General features: G+C 72.2%; 14 protein-coding genes. 7 read left to right on the top strand and 7 right to left on the bottom strand.

Annotated features, from left to right (window positions below):
- Positions 1–16: 16 nt before the first annotated feature.
- Complete coding sequence (locus tag AB0937_RS18570) at positions 17–976, bottom strand: GlxA family transcriptional regulator (RefSeq protein WP_366712937.1); 960 nt, start codon at positions 974–976, stop codon at positions 17–19.
- Positions 977–1,090: 114 nt separating this feature from the next.
- On the opposite strand from AB0937_RS18570, the gene AB0937_RS18565 reads away from it, so the two are divergent.
- The 4 genes from AB0937_RS18565 to AB0937_RS18550 all read left to right on the top strand — a co-directional run bounded on the left by AB0937_RS18565 (position 1,091) and on the right by AB0937_RS18550 (position 5,301).
- Complete coding sequence (locus AB0937_RS18565) at positions 1,091–1,960, top strand: hypothetical protein (RefSeq protein ID WP_366712935.1); 870 nt, start codon at positions 1,091–1,093, stop codon at positions 1,958–1,960.
- Positions 1,961–2,034: 74 nt separating this feature from the next.
- On the top strand, positions 2,035–2,160 hold the full coding sequence (locus AB0937_RS18560; protein ID WP_267889763.1) for an LPFR motif small protein: 126 nt from the start codon (positions 2,035–2,037) through the stop codon (positions 2,158–2,160).
- Between the two features lie 99 nt (positions 2,161–2,259).
- The gene (locus AB0937_RS18555) at positions 2,260–4,647 is read left to right on the top strand and encodes a Tex family protein (protein WP_366712932.1); all 2,388 of its coding nucleotides are present in this window, start codon (positions 2,260–2,262) and stop codon (positions 4,645–4,647) included.
- A gap of 105 nt (positions 4,648–4,752) precedes the next feature.
- Complete coding sequence (locus tag AB0937_RS18550; protein WP_366712930.1) at positions 4,753–5,301, top strand: putative glycolipid-binding domain-containing protein; 549 nt, start codon at positions 4,753–4,755, stop codon at positions 5,299–5,301.
- On the opposite strand, the gene AB0937_RS18545 is transcribed toward AB0937_RS18550, so the two are convergent.
- Positions 5,298–6,938 carry an ABC-F family ATP-binding cassette domain-containing protein gene (locus tag AB0937_RS18545; RefSeq protein ID WP_366712928.1) on the bottom strand — a complete coding sequence of 547 codons (1,641 nt, stop codon included), beginning with the start codon at positions 6,936–6,938 and terminating at the stop codon, positions 5,298–5,300. The two genes, AB0937_RS18550 and AB0937_RS18545, sit on opposite strands and share 4 nt — an antisense overlap.
- A gap of 103 nt (positions 6,939–7,041) precedes the next feature.
- Complete coding sequence (locus AB0937_RS18540; RefSeq protein ID WP_366712926.1) at positions 7,042–8,064, bottom strand: oxidoreductase; 1,023 nt, start codon at positions 8,062–8,064, stop codon at positions 7,042–7,044.
- A gap of 66 nt (positions 8,065–8,130) precedes the next feature.
- On the opposite strand from AB0937_RS18540, the gene AB0937_RS18535 reads away from it, so the two are divergent.
- Positions 8,131–9,081, top strand: coding sequence for an FAD-dependent oxidoreductase (locus tag AB0937_RS18535; RefSeq protein ID WP_366712925.1), 951 nt, complete (start codon positions 8,131–8,133; stop codon positions 9,079–9,081).
- A 129-nt stretch (positions 9,082–9,210) separates the two neighbouring features.
- Here AB0937_RS18535 and AB0937_RS18530 read toward each other — a convergent pair whose 3' ends face one another.
- The 3 genes from AB0937_RS18530 to AB0937_RS18520 all read right to left on the bottom strand — a co-directional run bounded on the left by AB0937_RS18530 (position 9,211) and on the right by AB0937_RS18520 (position 14,254).
- Positions 9,211–10,935 carry a BCCT family transporter gene (locus tag AB0937_RS18530; RefSeq protein WP_366712923.1) on the bottom strand — a complete coding sequence of 575 codons (1,725 nt, stop codon included), beginning with the start codon at positions 10,933–10,935 and terminating at the stop codon, positions 9,211–9,213.
- 83 nt (positions 10,936–11,018) lie between these two features.
- Positions 11,019–12,293, bottom strand: coding sequence for a M14 family metallocarboxypeptidase (locus AB0937_RS18525; RefSeq protein WP_366712922.1), 1,275 nt, complete (start codon positions 12,291–12,293; stop codon positions 11,019–11,021).
- Positions 12,290–14,254, bottom strand: a complete 1,965-nt coding sequence (locus AB0937_RS18520) for a Xaa-Pro dipeptidyl-peptidase (protein WP_366712920.1) — start codon at positions 14,252–14,254, stop codon at positions 12,290–12,292. Before AB0937_RS18520 ends, AB0937_RS18525 begins: the two co-directional genes overlap by 4 nt.
- A gap of 211 nt (positions 14,255–14,465) precedes the next feature.
- On the opposite strand from AB0937_RS18520, the gene AB0937_RS18515 reads away from it, so the two are divergent.
- Positions 14,466–15,959: a M1 family metallopeptidase gene (locus AB0937_RS18515; protein WP_366712918.1), complete on the top strand. Its 1,494-nt coding sequence runs from the start codon at positions 14,466–14,468 to the stop codon at positions 15,957–15,959.
- A 301-nt stretch (positions 15,960–16,260) separates the two neighbouring features.
- Positions 16,261–17,148: an arginase family protein gene (locus tag AB0937_RS18510; protein WP_366712916.1), complete on the top strand. Its 888-nt coding sequence runs from the start codon at positions 16,261–16,263 to the stop codon at positions 17,146–17,148.
- Positions 17,149–17,182: 34 nt separating this feature from the next.
- Here AB0937_RS18510 and AB0937_RS18505 read toward each other — a convergent pair whose 3' ends face one another.
- A complete protein-coding gene (locus tag AB0937_RS18505) occupies positions 17,183–18,649 on the bottom strand; it encodes an amino acid permease (protein ID WP_366712915.1) in 1,467 nt (488 codons plus the stop codon).
- Positions 18,650–18,776 lie beyond the last annotated feature (127 nt).

The following is an 18,776-nucleotide window of genomic DNA, read 5'->3' as shown; positions in this document are numbered from 1 at the left end:
GGCGGAATTCGGGGGTTCAGGGCGTGGTCGCGGGGCGGAAGCGGCGGCGGTACTCGGCCGGGGGCGTGCCCAGGGTCCTGACGAAGGCACGGCGCATGGCCTCGGGCGTGCCGTAGCCACTGGCGCGGGCGATCTCCTCGACGCCGTCGGCGGTGTCCTCCAGGAGGCGCCGGGCGTGTTCGAGGCGGACGCGGTCCACGTAGCGGCCCGGTGTCATACCGGTCTCCGCGCGGAAGGCGCGGGCGAAGTGGCGGGGTGAGAGGCGGGCGCGGGCGGCCAGGGTCTCGACGCAGAGATCCGCGTCGGGGTGGTCGGTGATCCAGCGCTGGACGTCCCGCAGCGGCTCGCGCTGTGCGGTCTGGGCCGCGAGCTGGGCGCTGAACTGGGCCTGGCTCCCAGGTCTGCGCAGGAACACCACCAGGTGGCGGGCGATGGTGAGAGCGGAGTCCCGGCCCAGGTCCTCCTCGACCAGGGCGAGGGCCAGGTCGATCCCGGCGGTGACTCCGGCCGAGGTGGCGATGTGTCCGTCGCGTACGTAGACCGGGTCGGGGTCGATCGTGACGGACGGGTGCTCGCGGGCGAGCCGGTCGCAGTACGCCCAGTGGGTCGTGGCGCGGCGGCCGTCCAGCAGGCCCGCCGCGGCCAGCACGGCCGCGCCGGTGCACACGGAGACCAGGCGGCCGGCGCGCGGGCCCCTCTCGCGCACCCAGGCCACCAGGCGCGGGTCGGGCCGCAGGCTGCCCGTGCCGCCGGGGACGAGGAGGATGTCCGGGTCCGGTGCGGTGGTCAGAGACCCGTCGGGCACGAGGGTCAGGCCGCTGGTGGTCCGCACGGGGGCCCCGTCGAGAGAGGCGGTGCGGATCCGGTACGTACCCGGTGCGAGCAGTTCCGCGCCCGCGAAGACCTCCACGGGCCCGGTGACGTCGAGACTCTGCAGGCCGTCGAAGAGAACGGCGAGAACCGTGCGGGGGGCCATGCCGTCGATTCTTCGCGGCGGCCGAGCATGGCCGCAAGGACGAGTACCCCACCTTTCCTGCCACGGGACACACGGCCCTGACGGACATACCAAGCGGTTGGTAACCTGCCCGGCATGACGACCACCGCTCTGGAGCCGCGCGCCGGCCGGCGCTGCCACAACGTGCTCAACTCGCTGCACGCGGCGCACTACTTCTCCCCCGACCTCGGGCGGGAGCTGGGCGCCGTCGGGGTCACCGACCCGCGTGCCGTGAACTTCGCCGTACGGGCCGCCGCCTTCGGACCGGTCGGGGCGGGGGCCGTGACGGCCGCCTTCTACAACTACAAGCACGAGCTCGTCGCCCGGTACGTGCCGGCGGTGTGGGAGACCGCCGCACCCGCGCAGGTCCTGGCGGCACGCATGCGCGCGGTCGACGCGACCCTGCGGCGCCTGCTCGGCGCGCAGGCCCTGGCATCGGCGGAGATGGCCGAGGCGGCACGGCTCGCCCTGCGCGCCGCCGAGGCCTGCTCGCGCGCGGCCCGGCCGCTGTACTCGGCGCACGCCGATCTGCCCGTCCCCGAGGAGCCGCACCTCGCCTACTGGCACGCGGCGACCCTGCTGCGCGAGCACCGGGGCGACGGGCACCTGGCAGCCCTGACGTCCGCGGGCCTCGACGGGCTGGAGGCCATGGTGACCCACACGGCGACGGGCAAGGGCATGACCCCGAAGTGGGTGTGCGGCACCCGGGGCTGGAGCCGGGACGAGTGGAACGCGGCGAGCGCACGGCTGCGGGGACGCGGACTGCTGGAGGCTTCCGGCGACCTCACCGAGCAGGGCGCGTCCCTGCGCCGGGAGATCGAGGACGCGACGGACCGTCTGGACCGCGCCCCGTACGAGCACCTGGGCCCGGAGGGAGTGGCCCGGCTGACCGAGCTGGGCGGGATGTTCGCGCACGCGGCGCTCGGGGCGGGGGCCTTCCCCGCGGATCTCATCGGCAAGGGATGACGCATAGTGACGCGTCTGTGAGGTACCCGCACTCCACCGGCCGCGCGGCCGGCAGTGGAGAAAGGGGAATTTCCGTGTTCCGTGCCATCGCAGACGTGCTGCGCCAGATCGGCGGCGCCATCGCCACCGTTGTGACGCTGCCCTTCCGGGCCCTCGCCCGCCTGTTCGGCGGAGCCTCGTCCTCCACCCGCAGGGCCTGATCCGGACCGCGACCTGCCGGGTACCGCCCTGATCCCCGGGTGTCGGTGTCACCTGCCACAATTGCCGCGCAACCTCAGTGGAGAAGGCGGTACGGGATCGTGACGACACCCGGGTCCAACGGGTCCATCAACGCAGTGTCCATCGAAGGCAGGATCGCCGAGGAGCTCGGCGTACGGGAGCGGCAGGTCAGGGCCGCCGTGGAACTGCTCGACGGCGGTTCCACGGTGCCCTTCATCGCCCGCTACCGCAAGGAAGCGACCGAGATGCTCGACGACGCGCAACTGCGCAGCGTCGAGGAGCGGCTGCGCTACCTCCGGGAGCTGGAGGAGCGCCGGAAGGCGATCCTGGACTCGGTGCGCGAGCAGGGCAAGCTCACCGAGGAGCTGGAGGCGAGCATCCGGGGCGCCGAGACGAAGGCGCGCCTGGAGGACATCTACCTCCCGTACAAGCCCAAGCGGCGCACCAAGGCGCAGATCGCCCGTGAGGCGGGACTGGAGCCGCTGGCGGAGGGGTTGCTGGGCGATCCGTCCGTCGATCCCCTCGCCGCGGCCGCCGCGTTCGTCGACGCCGACAAGGGCGTGGCCGATCCGCAGGCAGCCCTCGACGGCGCCCGGGCCATCCTCACGGAGCGGTTCTCGGAGGACGCCGACCTCATCGGCGAGCTGCGCGAGCGCATGTGGGTGCGCGGGCGGCTGGCCGCCAAGGTGCGGGAGGGCAAGGAGGAGGCGGGGGCGAAGTTCGCCGACTACTTCGACTTCGCCGAGCCGTTCACGGAGCTGCCCTCGCACCGTGTCCTCGCCATGCTGCGCGGGGAGAAGGAAGAGATCCTCGATCTCGTCCTGGAGCCCGAGGAGCAGACCGACGGCCCCTCCTCGTACGAGGGGATCGTCGCCCACAGGTTCGGGATCGCCGACCGGGGCCGCCCCGGCGACAAGTGGCTGAAGGACACCGTCCGCTGGGCGTGGCGCACCCGCATCCTCGTCCACCTCGGCATCGACCTGCGGCTGCGGCTGCGCACCGCCGCCGAGGACGAGGCCGTGCGGGTCTTCGCGGCGAACCTGCGCGACCTGCTGCTCGCCGCCCCGGCGGGCACCCGCGCCACGCTCGGCCTCGACCCCGGTTTCCGTACCGGCGTGAAGGTCGCCGTCGTCGACGCGACCGGCAAGGTCGTCGCCACGGACGTCATCCACCCCCACGTCCCGGCCAACCGGTGGGACGAGGCCATCGCCAAGCTGGCCCGGCTGGCGAAGGAGCACGCGGTCGAGCTGGTCGCCATCGGCAACGGCACCGCCTCCCGCGAGACCGACAAGCTCGCCGGCGAACTGATCACCAAGCACCCCGAGCTGAACCTCACCAAGGTGATGGTGTCCGAGGCCGGCGCGTCCGTGTACTCGGCGTCCGCCTTCGCCTCGCAGGAACTGCCCGACATGGACGTGTCGCTGCGCGGCGCCGTGTCGATCGCCCGGCGGCTCCAGGACCCGCTGGCCGAGCTGGTGAAGATCGACCCGAAGTCGATCGGCGTCGGCCAGTACCAGCACGACCTGTCCGAGGTGAAGCTGTCGCGTTCGCTGGACGCGGTGGTGGAGGACTGTGTGAACGGCGTGGGCGTGGACGTCAACACGGCGTCGGCCCCGCTCCTCGCCCGGGTCTCCGGCATCACCTCCGGGCTCGCCGAGAACATCGTGGCGCACCGGGACCAGAACGGGCCGTTCAAGGCCCGCGGTGAGCTGAAGAAGGTGGCGCGGCTCGGCCCGAAGGCGTACGAGCAGTGCGCGGGCTTCCTGCGGATCCGCGGCGGTGACGACCCGCTGGACGCGTCGAGCGTGCACCCGGAGGCCTATCCGGTGGTCCGGCGCATGGTGAAGACCGCCGGGCAGGAGGTCGCCGCGCTGATCGGCAACACGGCGGTGCTGCGCTCGCTGAAGCCGCAGGACTTCGTGGACGAGTCGTTCGGTCTGCCGACGGTGTCCGACATCCTCAAGGAGCTGGAGAAGCCCGGCCGTGACCCGCGCCCGGCCTTCAAGACGGCCGTCTTCAAGGAGGGCGTGGAGAAGATCTCCGACCTGTCATCCGGGATGATCCTGGAGGGCGTCGTGACGAACGTCGCCGCGTTCGGGGCGTTCGTCGACGTCGGCGTCCACCAGGACGGCCTGGTGCACGTCTCCGCCATGTCGAAGACGTTCGTGAAGGACCCGCGGGACGTGGTGAAGCCCGGCGACATCGTCAAGGTCAAGGTCCTCGACGTCGACATCCCGCGCAAGCGGATCTCGCTGACGCTGCGTCTGGAGGACGAGGCGGCGCGGCAGGGGCAGCAGGGCGGCGGCCCGGGTGAGCGCCGGCAGCGCGGCGGTCGTCCGCCGCAGCAGCGGCAGGGCGGCGGCGGTCGCGGTGGTCAGCAGCGGCAGGCTGCGCCGCCGGCCAACAGTGCGATGGCTGACGCGTTGCGCCGGGCGGGGCTGGTGGATCCGAAGGGCGGTCGTCGCTGACGACCGGCGTCGTGGGGAGCTGCGGGTCCGTTGTGGCTGGTCGCGCAGTTCCCCGCGCCCCTGAATGGCGGGGCTTCACCCCACTTTCATGCTTAGAGTGAAGGTATGTCCGCCATCACCTGGGAAGTGTTCGCCGGCCGGGGGTTCGAGACCGCCTGGCCCGAGCAAGGGGAAGGCGTGTTGCGGGCGCGCGGGCGGGCCGTCGGGACCGAACCCGAGCCGTACTGGGTCACGTACGAACTCGACACGGCCGACGGGTTCGTGACCCGTAGCCTGCGGGTGACGGCCGAGACCGCGGGCGGCCTGCGCACGCTCGACCTGCGGCACGACGGTCACGGCCGGTGGACCGCGGACGGCGAGCCGCTGCCCGCGGTCGACGGAGCACTCGACTGCGACCTCGGGCTGTGCCCGCTCACCAACACCATGCCGGTGCTCCGGCACGGGCTCCACCGGGTGCCCGGGGAGCGGGAGTTCCTGATGGCCTGGGTGTCGGTGCCGGACCTGGCCGTGCGGCCGTCGCGGCAGACCTACACGCATCTGCGACCAGGGCGCGTCCGCTTCTCCTCGGGCGACTTCCGCAGCGATCTGGAGTTCGACGAGGAGGGATTCGTCGTCGACTACCCGCAGCTGGCCACACGTCTGACGGCCCGCTAGCGCTCGGTCACCTTGCCGTCCGCCACCTCCAGGCGGCGGTTCACGTGCACGGCGTCCAGCATGCGACGGTCATGGGTGACCAGCAGGAGGGTGCCCTCGTAGGCGTCGAGGGCGGCCTCCAGCTGCTCGATGGCCGGCAGGTCCAGGTGGTTGGTCGGCTCGTCGAGGACCAGGAGGTTGACGCCCCGGCCCTGGAGCAGTGCCAGCGCGGCCCGGGTGCGCTCGCCCGGGGAGAGGCTCGCCGCGGGGCGCAGGACGTGGTCCGTCTTGAGGCCGAACTTGGCCAGGAGGGTGCGGATCTCGACCGGTTCGGTGTCCGGGACTGCCGTGCGGAAGGCGTCGAGCAGCGACTCCTCGCCGTGGAACAGCTTGCGGGCCTGGTCGACCTCGCCGAGCAGGACGCCCGAGCCGAGCGCGGCGTGCCCGGCGTCCAGCGGGACACGGCCGAGGAGGGCGGCGAGCAGCGTGGACTTGCCGGCGCCGTTCGCTCCCGTCACCGCCACCCGGTCCGCCCAGTCGATCTGCAGGGACACCGGGCCGAGGACGAAGTCGCCGCGGCGCAGCTCGGCGTCCCGCAGGGTCGCGACGACCGCGCCGGAGCGCGGCGCGGACGCGATCTCCATCCGCAGTTCCCATTCCTTGCGGGGCTCCTCCACGACGTCCAGGCGCTCGATCATGCGCTGGGTCTGGCGGGCCTTCGCGGCCTGCTTCTCGCTGGCCTCGCTGCGGAACTTGCGGCCGATCTTGTCGTTGTCGTTGCCCGCCTTGCGGCGTGCGTTCTTCACGCCCTTGTCCATCCAGGAGCGCTGCGTCTGCGCGCGGTCCTGGAGGGCGGCCCTCTTGTCGGCATACTCCTCGTACTCGTCGCGGGCGTGGCGGCGGGCGACCTCACGCTCCTCCAGGTAGGCCTCGTAGCCGCCGCCGAAGAGGTTGATCTGCCGCTGGGTGAGGTCGAGTTCGAGAACCTTGGTGACGGTGCGGGTGAGGAACTCGCGGTCGTGACTGACGACCACCGTTCCGGCGCGCAGACCGCGCACGAAGCGTTCCAGGCGCTCCAGGCCGTCCAGGTCGAGGTCGTTGGTCGGCTCGTCCAGGAGGAAGACGTCGTAGCGGGACAGGAGCAGGGAGGCGAGTCCGGCGCGGGCCGCCTGGCCGCCGGACAGGGACGTCATCGGCTGGTCCAGGCCGACCGCCAGACCGAGGCCGTCGGCGACCTCCTCGGCGCGTTCGTCGAGGTCTGCGCCGCCCAGGCCGAGCCAGCGCTCCAGGCCGGCGGCGTAGGCGTCGTCGGCGCCGGGCGCCCCGTCGACCAGGGCCTGGGTGGCCTCGTCCATGACGCGCTGGGCCTCGGCGACGCCGGTGCGGCGGGCCAGGAACGCCCGTACGGTCTCGCCGGGCCGGCGGTCCGGTTCCTGCGGGAGGTGGCCGACGGTGGCGGCCGGCGGGGACAGGCGCAGTTCGCCCTGCTCGGGGGCGGTGAGCCCGGCGAGCATCCGCAACAGGGTGGACTTGCCTGCTCCGTTGGCCCCGACCAGGCCGATCACATCGCCGGGGGCGACGACCAGGTCGAGCCCGGTGAACAGCGAGCGGTCACCGTGGCCGGCGGCGAGGTTCTTGGCGACGAGGGTGGCAGTCATCAGGGCGTCGATCCTAGTACCGCGCCAGGCGACGTTCGCCTCGTCGCGACGCCCGGCCCTCACGGGCGGACGTCGCCTGCCGCGGCACTGGCCGCCGGGCCGCTCAGTGCCGCACGGCCGCCGCCAGGACGCCGGTGGAGGTGCGCGCCACGACGTACGAGCGGCCCCTGGCCGTCTTCGGGTCGAGGGCGAGGCGGTGGCGGCCCGCTTCGAGGACGCCGTCGAAGATCTCATGGGTGTGGGTGCGGGAGAGCCGGTCGAGGCGGTACGCGGTCAGGGTGACCCGGCACGGGGAGGTGACCTCGACGTCGGCTGTGCCGTCGGCCGCGGTGAGGCCGGCGAGGCGGCGCCGGCCGGCCGGGGTGCGGTCCAGGGCATGTTCGACCTGGGCGACGAGGAGCGGAACGATCGGGGCGAGGCCGTCGACGTGGGCGACCGGGACCCCTGCCCGTTCGAAGGCGCGGCGGACGGCGGCACGTTCCTGCTCCCCGGCCGCGTGGCCGAGGACGACGGCGCCGTAGCCGCGGAGTTCGCCGGCGGGTACGCCGTCGGCGTTCTGGGAGATGTCGGCGCCGACGCCGATGGTGCGCAAGGCGGCGGCCAGCTTGGCGAGGACGGCGACGCGAGCGCCGATCAGCAGGACGCGGCGCCGGGATTCGGGCTCGGAGCCGTTCAGCAGGGCGCCGAGCGCCGTCCGGTACTCGGGGCCGCGGAAGCGGAACGGACCTATGCCGTGGTAGCCGTTGAGCTCCAGGTCGGCGTGGTCGTCGGTCTGCCAGGCGAAGTCCTGCCAGATGACGTCCTCGCCGTCGCTGCGGATCACCGCGGTGACGGCGCCGCAGGCCAGGTCCTCGCACTCGGGGCAGCCGTAGACGACGTAGCGGCCGTCGGGCAGCGGGGCCGGGCTCTCCAGGAGGAGGCTGCGGACCTGCGCCGTGAAGATCGCGGGTGGGACGTCGGCGGCGAGCGGGGAGACCGCGTCGAGGTCGGAGAGCTGGAACAGCAGGGGGCGTCCGTCGACGATGAAGTCGACGAAATCCCGGTGGACCCGGTAACCACCGTCGCTGCGGACTCCCCCGGCCCGCATCGCGGGCGCCAGGCCGAAGGTCGCGTACTCGGCACACATACGGTGAGTATCCCCACACTGCGCGTGATGTGAGCACGGCATGACGGATTCCGCTACGGTCCCGGCATGTCGAGTGAGCTGAGTGGCGAGATCGTGGTGGTCGGCGGCGGGGTGATCGGGCTGACGACCGCCCTGGCCCTGGCGGAGCGGGGCCGGCGGGTGCGGGTGTGGACGCGGGACGCCGTAGGGGCGACCACCTCCGCCGTTGCGGGCGCGTTGTGGTGGCCGTACCGGATCGAGCCGGTCGCCACGGCACGCGTGTGGGCGCTGCGGTCGCTGGAGGTGTACGAGGAGCTGGCCGCGGGGACCGAACCGGCCGGCGTACGGATGGTCGAAGGGGTACAGGGCGAGACCCTCCTCGACGAGGCCGGCGCATGGCTGGCGGGCCGGGTGCCGGGGCTGCGGGCGGCCACGCCCGACGAGTACGCGGGCACGGGCCTGTGGGCTCGGCTGCCGCTCATCGACATGCCGGTCCATCTGCCGTGGCTGCGGGAGCGGTTCGTCGCGGCGGGCGGTGTGGTCGAGACGCGTACGGTGTCCGCCTTCGCGGAGGCGGACGCGCCGGTCGTGGTCAACTGCACGGGACTCGCCGCGCGGGAGCTCGTGCCGGACCCTTCCGTGCGGCCGGTGCGCGGGCAGTTGGTCGTGGTGGAGAACCCCGGGATCGACACCTGGCTGGTCTCCACCGACGTGGCCGGGGACCACGCGTACCTGTTCCCGCAGCCGGGCGGGCTCGTCCTCGGCGGTACCTCCGAGGAGGACGCGTGGTCGCCGGAGCCCGACCCCGCGACGGCGGAGGCGATCGTCCGCCGCTGCGCGGCCCTCCGGCCGGAGATCGCCGGGGCCCGGGTGCTGGGGCACCGGGTGGGCCTCAGGCCCACCCGGCCCGCGGTGCGGCTGGAGCGTGACACCCTGCCGGACGGGCGGCTCCTGGTGCACAACTACGGCCACGGCGGCGCGGGCGTCACCGTGGCCTGGGGGTGTGCGCAGGAGGCGGCCCGGCTGGTCACCGGCTGAGACGCGCGGCACCTGGTCCGGCCTCCGGTTCCGGCCGGGTGAGGGGACCCGTGAGCCGGCCGTGGGGCTCGTGCGGACGGCAGCGGGCGGCCCGGGTGCCGAGCACCCGGGCCGCCGTCGCCGTGCGGATCAGTGCTTGCCGATCGGGTCTCCTTCGACGTCCGGGCCGCGGCCCGGGCCGACGCGGAACTCGAACTCTCCGTCGTACTTCTTGTGGCCTTCCATCACGGCCATCTCGACGGCCTCGGAGCCCATCTGTTCGCGCACGATCACCGGGTCACGGCGCAGGTCGCGCATGAGGGCGACGCACATGAAGATCATCACGACGACGAACGGCGCGGCCGCGAGGATCGTGAGGTTCTGCAGACCGGTCAGGGCGTCGCCCTGGCCGCTGCCGACCAGCAGCATGATCGCGGCCACCGCACCGGTGACCACGCCCCAGAACACCACCACGAACCGGCCCGGTTCGAGCGCGCCCTTCTGCGACAGGGTGCCCATGACGATGGAGGCCGCGTCGGCGCCCGAGACGAAGAAGATGCCGACGAGGATCATCACGAGCAGGCTCGTGACGGTGGCGACGGGGAACTGCTGGAGCACGTCGAAGAGCTGCCCCTCCGGTGTCGCCTCCTTGCCGAGCCGGCCCTCCTCCTGCATCTTCATGGCCGAGCCGCCGAAGATCGCGAACCAGATCAGGCTGACCGTGCTGGGCACGAGGATGACTCCGCCGACGAACTGGCGGATCGTGCGGCCCCGGCTGATGCGGGCGATGAACATGCCGACGAACGGCGTCCAGGAGATCCACCACGCCCAGTAGAAGACCGTCCAGCTGCCCAGCCAGTCGGCGACGCCCTCGCCCCCGCTCGCCTCGGTCCGGCCGGCCAGCTGGGGAAGGTCGCCGAGGTAGGCGAACACCGAGGTCGGCAGCAGGTCCAGGACGATGATGGTCGGGCCCGCCACGAACACGAACAGGGCGAGGATCAGCGCCAGCACCATGTTGGTGTTGGACAGCCACTGGATGCCCTTCTCCACACCGGAGATGGCGGACGCGACGAAGGCCAGGGTCAGCACCGCGATGATCGTGACGAGCAGCCCGGTGCTCACCTCGTCCATCCACTTCAGCTCCTGGACACCGGAGCCGATCTGGAGCGCGCCCAGACCCAGGGAGGCGGCGGAGCCGAAGACGGTCGCGATGATCGCGAGGACGTCGATGGCCCGGCCGATGCCGCCGTTGGCGTTCTTCTTGCCGATGAGCGGGGTGAACACGGCGCTGATGGTCTGCCGCCGGCGCCTGCGGAAGGTGCTGTAGGCGATGGCGAGGCCGACCACCGCGTAGATCGCCCAGGGGTGGAGCGTCCAGTGGAACAGGGTGGTGGCCATGGCCGTCTCCATGCGTTCGCCGGAGTCGGCCGGGTCGGTGCCCGGCGGGGGCGTGCCGTAGTGCGAGAGCGGCTCGCTCACGCCGTAGAACATCAGGCCGATGCCCATACCCGCACTGAACATCATCGCGACCCACGACACGGTGCGGAACTCGGGCTCCTCGCCCTCCGCACCGAGGTGGATACGGCCGTAGCGGCTCATCGCGAGCCAGAGGGCGAACACGACGAAGCCGGAGGCGGCGAGCATGAACGCCCAGCCGCCGTTGTGCATCAGCCCGCCGAGCATGCTGGTGGAGACGTCTTCGAGCGAGTCGGTCGCCGTCGCGCCCCAGATCACGAAGGCGAGGGTGAGGACCGCCGTGACGCCGAAGACGATGCGGTCGGTCTGCGGCCGGTCCTGACCGGGCAGTCCCGCTTCCGACCCCGGCAGCGCGGCTCCCTCCGGGGAGTCCTTGTCGGTTGGTCGTTCTTGCGTCACAGGCGGCACCTTTCATCGGGACAGCAGGTGAGGACGCGGGTCCTCGTAACGCTGCTACCACGTGTGGCGGAATTTCACCCCTCTCAGCATGCGGTTTCGGATGAACCTCCGGTCAGGTGGTACTCGGCCCGGTCGTCGAGCAGCAGGGGCACAAGTGCCCGCAGGGGCTGACGCAGGGGCACGAGCACACCCTCGCCGTCCTTGCGCACGCGTACTCCGTGCAGTGCGAGTTCGTCGCCCACCTCGGCGTACTGGGCGGCGGTGAGCCGATAGCCACAGGGCGGGTTCGGGATGATTTCATCCGGTTCGGGCGCATCGTTGTCGGCGCCGCCGACGTAGACGGGACCGGTGTCGGCGTAGCCCTCGAGCCGGGCCCGCGCCGTCGTCGCCCCGATGCGCGCCCGGCGCTCATCGGTGTATCCGAACATGCCCTGGAGCGCGTCCAGTTGAGAGGTGACCCGGCGCCGGTTGTTGAGCGCCTCGTCCGCCTTCTCCGCCTCGCTGAGCGGGTCGACGCGGCTCTCGATGAGCAGCCCGACGGAGTGCTTCACACCGGACATGTTGCGCAGTATGCGCTCCTGTCCGTCTCCGGCGACCTGTTTGACCGGCTCGCCGGTCTCGGGGTCGGTCCAGATGCCGTAGGTCCCGGTCGAGTGGCCGGCCCGCCGGGCCGCGGGCCGGACGTACGCCTCGGACAGGATCCTGGCCTCGTCGTGGACGGCATCGTGGGTGTTGAGGTTGCGCGGCCACAGGTCGAAGAGGTCCTTGTCGTAGAACCGGGGTGTGGCACCGTACTCGTGCAGGTCGTAGACGATGCCGGGGCGCTGGTCGCGGATGACCGCGGCCAGGGCGCGGCCCTCCGCGGTCTTCAGGGCGAGGTGGTCGCGGTTGATGTCGACGCCGTCGCCGTTGCCGCGCGTGTTCGCTGCCCGGCCGTCCGGGTTGGCCGTCGGTACGACCAGGACCGTGGTGCGGTCCAGGAAACGCCGGGTGCGGCTGTCGCGGGCGTACGCGAGGTCGCGGACGGTGGTGAGACAGGCCTCGCGGCCGGAGGGTTCGTCGCCGTGCTGGCTGCAGACGAGCAGCACCTTGTTGGAGCTCGGACGGTTGCCGATCCGCACCAGCTGGAGCGGGCGGTCCTGTTTCGTCGTGCCGAAGCGCGTCATGGAGACACGGCCACTGGCCCGGTCGACGGCCTTGAGGAAGTCCTGCTCCTCGGGCTGGGTGGTCCAGCGGGCGCCGTTCGACTGCTCGAAGCCGGTGCGCGGCGGGGAGTCGGAGGACGCCTGGGCCGGGGCGGTGACCAGGGAGGCCGTGAGGGCCGCGGTGGTCAGGACGAGGGCACCTGCACGGGTCACCGGCTCGCCTCCGGGACGCGGTGGGTGGTGCGCGGCTCCCGCACGCCGTCCAGGAGCCTGGCGCCGGAGAGGGCGGAGTGGCTGCCCGTGGTGGCGCGGGCGAAGGCCGCGGCGCCGCCGGTGAACGGGACGCGCGCCGAGGTGCGGGCGAGGTCGAGCGTGAGCTCGGGCTTGTCGGCGGGAGGGTCGATGAGGCCCTGGTCGGTGCCCCCGACGATCAGTGCGAGGCGGTGGCCCTTCGGGACGACATGGTCGGTCGCCGCGAGGCCGAGGGTGATCGTGTACCGCTTGCCCGGCGTGAGCGGGGAGCCCTTGTGGTCGGAGGCGTGGTTGCCGAGGTCGGCCCAGCCGCGGCTGACGACGGTGTAGCCGACGTCGGCGGTCTTCGCCTTCGTCTCCTTGAAGCAGGAGCTGTCGCCGGTAGTGCTCGGGCCCCAGCAGGTGCGGTTCGTGAGGGTCGTGACGCCCTCGCCCGTGTCGGCGTAGTCGCGGATGGTGGCGGGGCCGACGTCCACGAGGACGGCGGAGAGGTGGGCCGTCGGGGTGGAGGGCGTGGCGGTGACCGTGACCCGGGAGGAGCCGGCCAGGCGCAGGTCCCGGGTGAGCGGTCGGGTGCTGAACCCGGCCTTCTCCGGGGTCGGCTCGTCGATCCGCGCGGCCCAGTCGGTCTCGCTCCGCTGCGGGTCGTCGGTGAAGGTCTCGGTGCCGTGGCCGCGGCGCAGTCCGAGGGTGCCGACACCGGACTGGGCGCCCCGGTCGGGACGCAGGGTGGCGGTCCGGGTGCCGCTCGGCGGCCAGGTCCTGGAGGTCTCCCACCGGTCGGGGGCGCGCTCGACGTCGGCCATGGGCTCGCGGTCGATGCCGTTGTCGATGCCCATGAGTTCGTGGTCGAACCAGCGGTGCAGCGTCTTGACCCACGCGCCGCGCCGGAAGTCGAAGGGGTCGACGTGGCCGGTCTGCGACAGCCAGATCTTGCGCTCGACTCCGTTCTTCGCGAGGGCGTCCCACCACTGGCCGACGTGCTTCATGCGGACGTTGAGGTCCTGCATGCCGTGGACCAGGAAGACGCTGGCCGTGACCTTGCGCGCGGCCTTCACGTAGTCGCGCTCGGTCCACAGCGGGGTCCGGTCGCCGGTGCGCGGCGCGCCGTCGACGAGCTTCTGCTGGACGGCCTGGCACTTGGCGCGGGCGTCGGGGCTGTCGACGTAGTCCGACAGCCACTCGGGGCCGGAGTCGTACAGCGGGGCGCCCTGCTGGAAGTAGTAGTCGTACCAGGAGGAGATGGCGCTGATCGGGACGATGGTCTTCAGGCCCCTGACGCCGGTGGCGGCGACGCCGTTGGCGATGGTGCCGTCCCAGCTCTTGCCGATCATGCCGGTGCGGCCGTTGGTCCAGCCGGCCTGGGCGCGGGTGGTGCCGGTGCGGCTCGTGTAGGCCTTGGCCCGGCCGTTCAGCCAGTCGACGACGGCCTTCGCCGACTGGATGTCGGAACGGCCGCCGACGTCGACGCAACCGTCGGAGCGATTGGTTCCGGCCAGGTCCACGCCGACGAAGGCGTAACCGCGCGGCACGAAGTAGTTGTCGTAGTAGAGCGGCATCTGTGCGACACGGCCCTGCGCGTCGTACGTCTTCTTCTGGCTCTCGTTGCCGCGCCCGCAGCAGGAGTAGTACGGGCTGGCGTCCATGATGACGGGGACCTTGCGGCCCTGCCGGGCGGTTTCGCGCGGGCGGACGATGTCGACGGCGACCCGGTCGGTCTTTCCGTCCCGGTCGCCGTCGAGCCCGGTGTCCACCCAGACGGCCTCGCGGATGGCGTTCTCGTAGGAGTGGACGGGGTCGCTCCCGGGCGGGGCGGCCGGTGCGGCCTGTGCGGCCGCCGGGGTGAGAAGCGTGGCCAAGAGGGCGGCCGTGGCCGCCGTCGCGAGCGGTCTCCAGGTCGTGAAGCGCGTGCGTTTCGGCATGCGCCGGACGGTACATCGGTGAACTCCTGTGCAGAAGAGGGCAGCTGACGGGCCGGCGTGTCCGGGATGAGCGGTCGGGGCGGGTGCTTCATGTCGGCCGAATGGCGATCGTGTGACAGCAGGGGCCATGGACATGATCAGGGGCACAGGGAGTCAATAGGCTCCGGACAGACCCCGGAAGACCTCGGGACCCTACGACTTGGAGCCTTGCGTGCACCGCAGAATCATCGCGCCGGGAGCCCTTGCAGCGGCCTCTCTCCTGCTGGCGATCCCGGCATCGGCCGCCCCCCTCTCCCCCGGCGCGCCGGGTATCGGCGACCCCTACTACCCGGCCCACGGCAACGGCGGATACGACGTCTCACACTACGACCTCCGGCTGAAGTACCAGCCCGCCACGGACGAACTGGAGGGCACGGCGACGCTCGTCGCCCGCGCCACGCAGGACCTGACGAGCTTCAACCTGGACTTCCTGCTGGACGTCGGCGAGGTGCGCGTCAACGGGTCGAAGGCCTCGTTCCGCACCTCGGGCGAGCAGGAGCTGGAGATCACGCCGAAGACCCCGTTGACCAAGGGTGCGTCCGTCACGGTCGTCGTGCGCTACCGCGGGGTGCCGTCGTCGAAGCAGGCCTTCGGCTTCACCAGCTGGCACCGCACCCCGGACGGGGGTGTCGCGGCGAACGAGCCGGAGGCGGCGGCGTGGTGGTTCCCCGCCAACGACCATCCGCTGGACAAGGCGACCTACGACGTCTCCGTGCTGGTCCCGGACGGCACCCAGGCCATCTCCAACGGCACGCTCCAGTCGAAGAGTTCGAAGCTCGGCTGGACGCGCTGGAACTGGCGGTCCGACAAGCCGCAGGCGACGTATCTCGCCACGCTCGCGGTCGGGAAGTTCGACATCACGACCGGCACGACCGAGGGCGGCGTCCCGGTCCTCAACGCCTACAGCGCGGACCTCGGTGCGAACGCCGGGGCGGCGCGGGCGAGCATCGAACGGACCGGGGAGATCGCGGACTGGCTGGCCGGGTACTTCGGGCCGTATCCGTACAGCGCGCTCGGCGGGTACGTGCCGAACACGAACACCGGGTACGCGCTGGAGACCCAGACCCGGCCGTTCTACAGCCCCCGGCAGTTCGCGAACGGGTCGAACGTGTCGGTGGTCGTCCACGAGCTGGCCCACCAGTGGTACGGCGACGTGGTGTCGCTCAAGGGCTGGAAGGACATCTGGATCAACGAGGGGTTCGCGCGGTACGCGCAGTGGCTGTGGTCCGAGCACGAGGGCGAGGGCACGGCGCAGGAACTCGCGGACCACGTGTACGCCTCGCATCCCGCCGACGACCCGTTCTGGACGGTGAAGCCCGGGGACCCGGGCCCGGAGAACCAGTTCGACATCGCGGTCTACGACCGTGGCGCACTGGCCGTCCAGGCGCTGCGCAACAAGGTCGGCGACGAGGCGTTCTTCGCGATCCTCAAGGGCTGGCCGTCGGAGTACGCCCATGGCAACGCCTCGGTGGCGGACTTCCGGCGGTACGCGGAGGAGGTCTCGGGCAAGCCGCTGGCCGCGCTCTTCGACACGTGGCTCTTCCAGCCGTCGAAGCCGGGGGTGCCGGCGGCCCGGGCCGCGGCGGTGGCCAAGGGAGCGAAGGGCGTGTCCCAGCCGAGGTCGTGGAAGCGGATCGCCGCGACGAACGGGGTGCACGGGCACTGACATCCGGGGGGTCGTGGGGTGGCCGACGCGCCCCTGCGACGGGAAGCCCGCTGCCGGGGGCGTCCGGCGCGGCCCGGCTGGGGGCACGCTGCCGGGGGCGTCCGGCGCGGCCCGGCCGCGGGCACCCCGCGGCACGGCCCGCCACCCGGATCGGCCCGGCGGCGGGCAGCCACCCGCACGGGGCGTCCCTGTGCTGCCCCGTCAGGGTGACGCCCGGCCTGCCGAAGGTGGCCCCGCCGTCTACCGTGGGGCCCGTACACCGTGACGTGTGAGGGCGAGGCGGCTGACGAGGGAGCCGGACGTGCGGAAGCTGGCGATCGTCGAGGCACCGTCCGTGCTCGGGCTGCGCCCCACCGGGGTCGAGGACCTGCCCGCGGCGCTCCTCGGGGCCGGGCTGGCCGAAGGGCTCGGGGCGCGGCGCGCGGGCCGGGTCGAGCCGCCCCCGTACGATCCGGAGCGGGACCCGGACACCGGGGTTCTGAACGCCGGTGGCATCGCCGCGTACTCCGTCGCGCTGGCCGACGCCGTGGGCGGGGTCCTCGACGCCGGCCGGTTCCCCGTCGTGCTCGGCGGCGACTGCAGCGTGCTGCTCGGCACCCTGCTCGCGCTGCGCCGCCGCGAGCGGCACGGTCTGCTGTTCCTGGACGGGCACAGCGACTTCTACCAGCCCTCGGCAGAGCCAGCCGGCGAGGTGGCCTCCATGGAACTCGCCCTGGCCACCGGGCGCGGCCCGCGCGTGCTGGCCGACCTGGAGGGCCGGGGCCCGCTCGTGCGGGACGAGGACGTCGTCGCCGTGGGGTTCCGGGACGCGGAGGAGTCCGCGGGGTACGGGATGCAGCCGCTGCCGCCCGCACTGCACGCCATGGAACTGGACACCGTGCGCGCCCTCGGGGCGGCCGAGGCGGCCCGGCGCGCCGTCCGGGTGCTGACCGGTGACGGCACGGGCGCCGGGTACTGGATCCATCTCGACGTCGACGTCCTGGACGACGCGATCATGCCGGCCGTCGACTACCGGCAGCCGGACGGCCTGACCTGGCAGGAGCTGGAGACCGTCCTGCGCACGGCGCTGACGGGCGGCGGGGCGGCGGGCCTCACCGTGGCGGTCTTCAACCCCCGCCTGGACCCCGACGGCACCCTCGCCCACCGCCTCACCGCCTGCCTGACAGCGGCCTTCGACAGCCAGGGCTGAGCCGGCCCGCCGGGGCCCGACGGGCCCCGTCCCGCTACTTCGTCAGCTGTGACAGTTCCTGGTCCGCCGTCCGGGACACCCTGCGGCGGACGCCGAACCAGCCTGCGACCAGCATCGCAGCGATCAGTGGGATGAGCAGGAGGGTCTTGCGGCCCACCTCGGGGTCGTTCCACATCATGCCGAGGCAGGCCAGCAGGAAGACGATCGTGGCGATCTCCGTGACGGGGGTGCCCGGAAGGCGGAAGGAGGGGCGGCTGATCAGACCCGCCTTGGCGCGGCGGACGAAGACCAGGTGGCACACCATGATGATCACCCAGGTGCTGATGATGCCGAGGGAGGCCACGTTCAGCACGATCTCGAAGGCCTGGGCCGGCACGAGGAAGTTCAGGCCGACGCCGAGCACGCACACCCCGCAGGTCAGCAGGATGCCGCCGTAGGGCACCTGGCTGCGGTTCATGCGTGCGGTGAACTTCGGGGCGGAGCCCGCCATCGCCATGGAGCGCAGGATCCGGCCCGTGGAGTAGAGGCCCGAGTTGAGGGAGGACATGGCGGCCGTCAGGACCACCAGGTTCATCACGTCGCCCGCGGCGGGGACGCCGATCTTCGACAGCACGGTGACGAAGGGGCTCTGGTCGGCCGAGTAGACCGAACCCGGCAGCAGCAGGGCCAGCAGGACGACCGAACCGACGTAGAACAGGCCCACGCGCCACATGATCGAGTTCACCGCGCGCGGGACGACCTTCTCCGGCTCGGCGGTCTCGCCCGCGGCGACACCCACGAGCTCCAGCGCCGCGTACGCGAAGATCACGCCCTGCATGACCAGGACGACCGGCATCATGCCGTGCGGGAAGACGCCGCCGTTGTCGGTGATGACGCTCAGGCCCGGGGTCTGGCCGCCCACCTCCTGCTGCGTGGCGAGCAGGAAGATGCCGACGAGCATGAAGCCGACGAGCGTCGCGACCTTGATGATCGCGAACCAGAACTCCATCTCGCCGAAGATCTTCACCGAGATCAGGTTCACCACCAGGACCACCGCGAGGGCGACCAGCGCGAGCACCCACTGCGGGATGTCGGTGAACAGGCTCCAGTAGTGCGTGTAGAGCGCGATCGCGGTGATGTCGGCGATGCCGGTCGTCGACCAGTTCAGGAAGTACATCCAGCCGGCGACGTACGCACCCTTCTCGCCGAGGAACTCACGCGCGTACGACACGAAGGAGCCCGAGGAGGGGCGGTAGAGCACGAGCTCACCGAGGGCCTTGACCACGAAGAAGGCGAAGACGCCGCAGACCAGGTAGGCGATCGCCAGGGCCGGGCCCGCGTTGTGGAGGCGGCCGCCCGCGCCCAGGAAGAGTCCGGTGCCGATCGCGCCTCCGATGGCGATCATGTTGACGTGGCGGGCCTTGAGGTCCTTGCTGTATCCGGCGTCGCCCGCGTCCGCGGGCACTGCGGCCGCATCGGTACGCGGCGTGGCCGCAGCCGTGTTCACGGCGTCCTTGCTCACGGTGGATCCACTCTCTGGTGCGCCCGAGCGGGTCGCGCTCGGCTTCCGGACGTACATAAGGTCCGCGCCCTCGGTAAAGGCACAGACCAAGGGGCCACCTTCCCCCACGCCCCGCGGCTCACGCGGT

This window comes from Streptomyces sp. NPDC047880, from assembly GCF_040706515.1.
Taxonomy (GTDB): Bacteria; Actinomycetota; Actinomycetes; order Streptomycetales; family Streptomycetaceae; genus Streptomyces.
The sequence above is the reverse complement of the archived record's forward strand: the minus strand, read 5'-3'. Positions and strand labels throughout refer to the sequence as shown.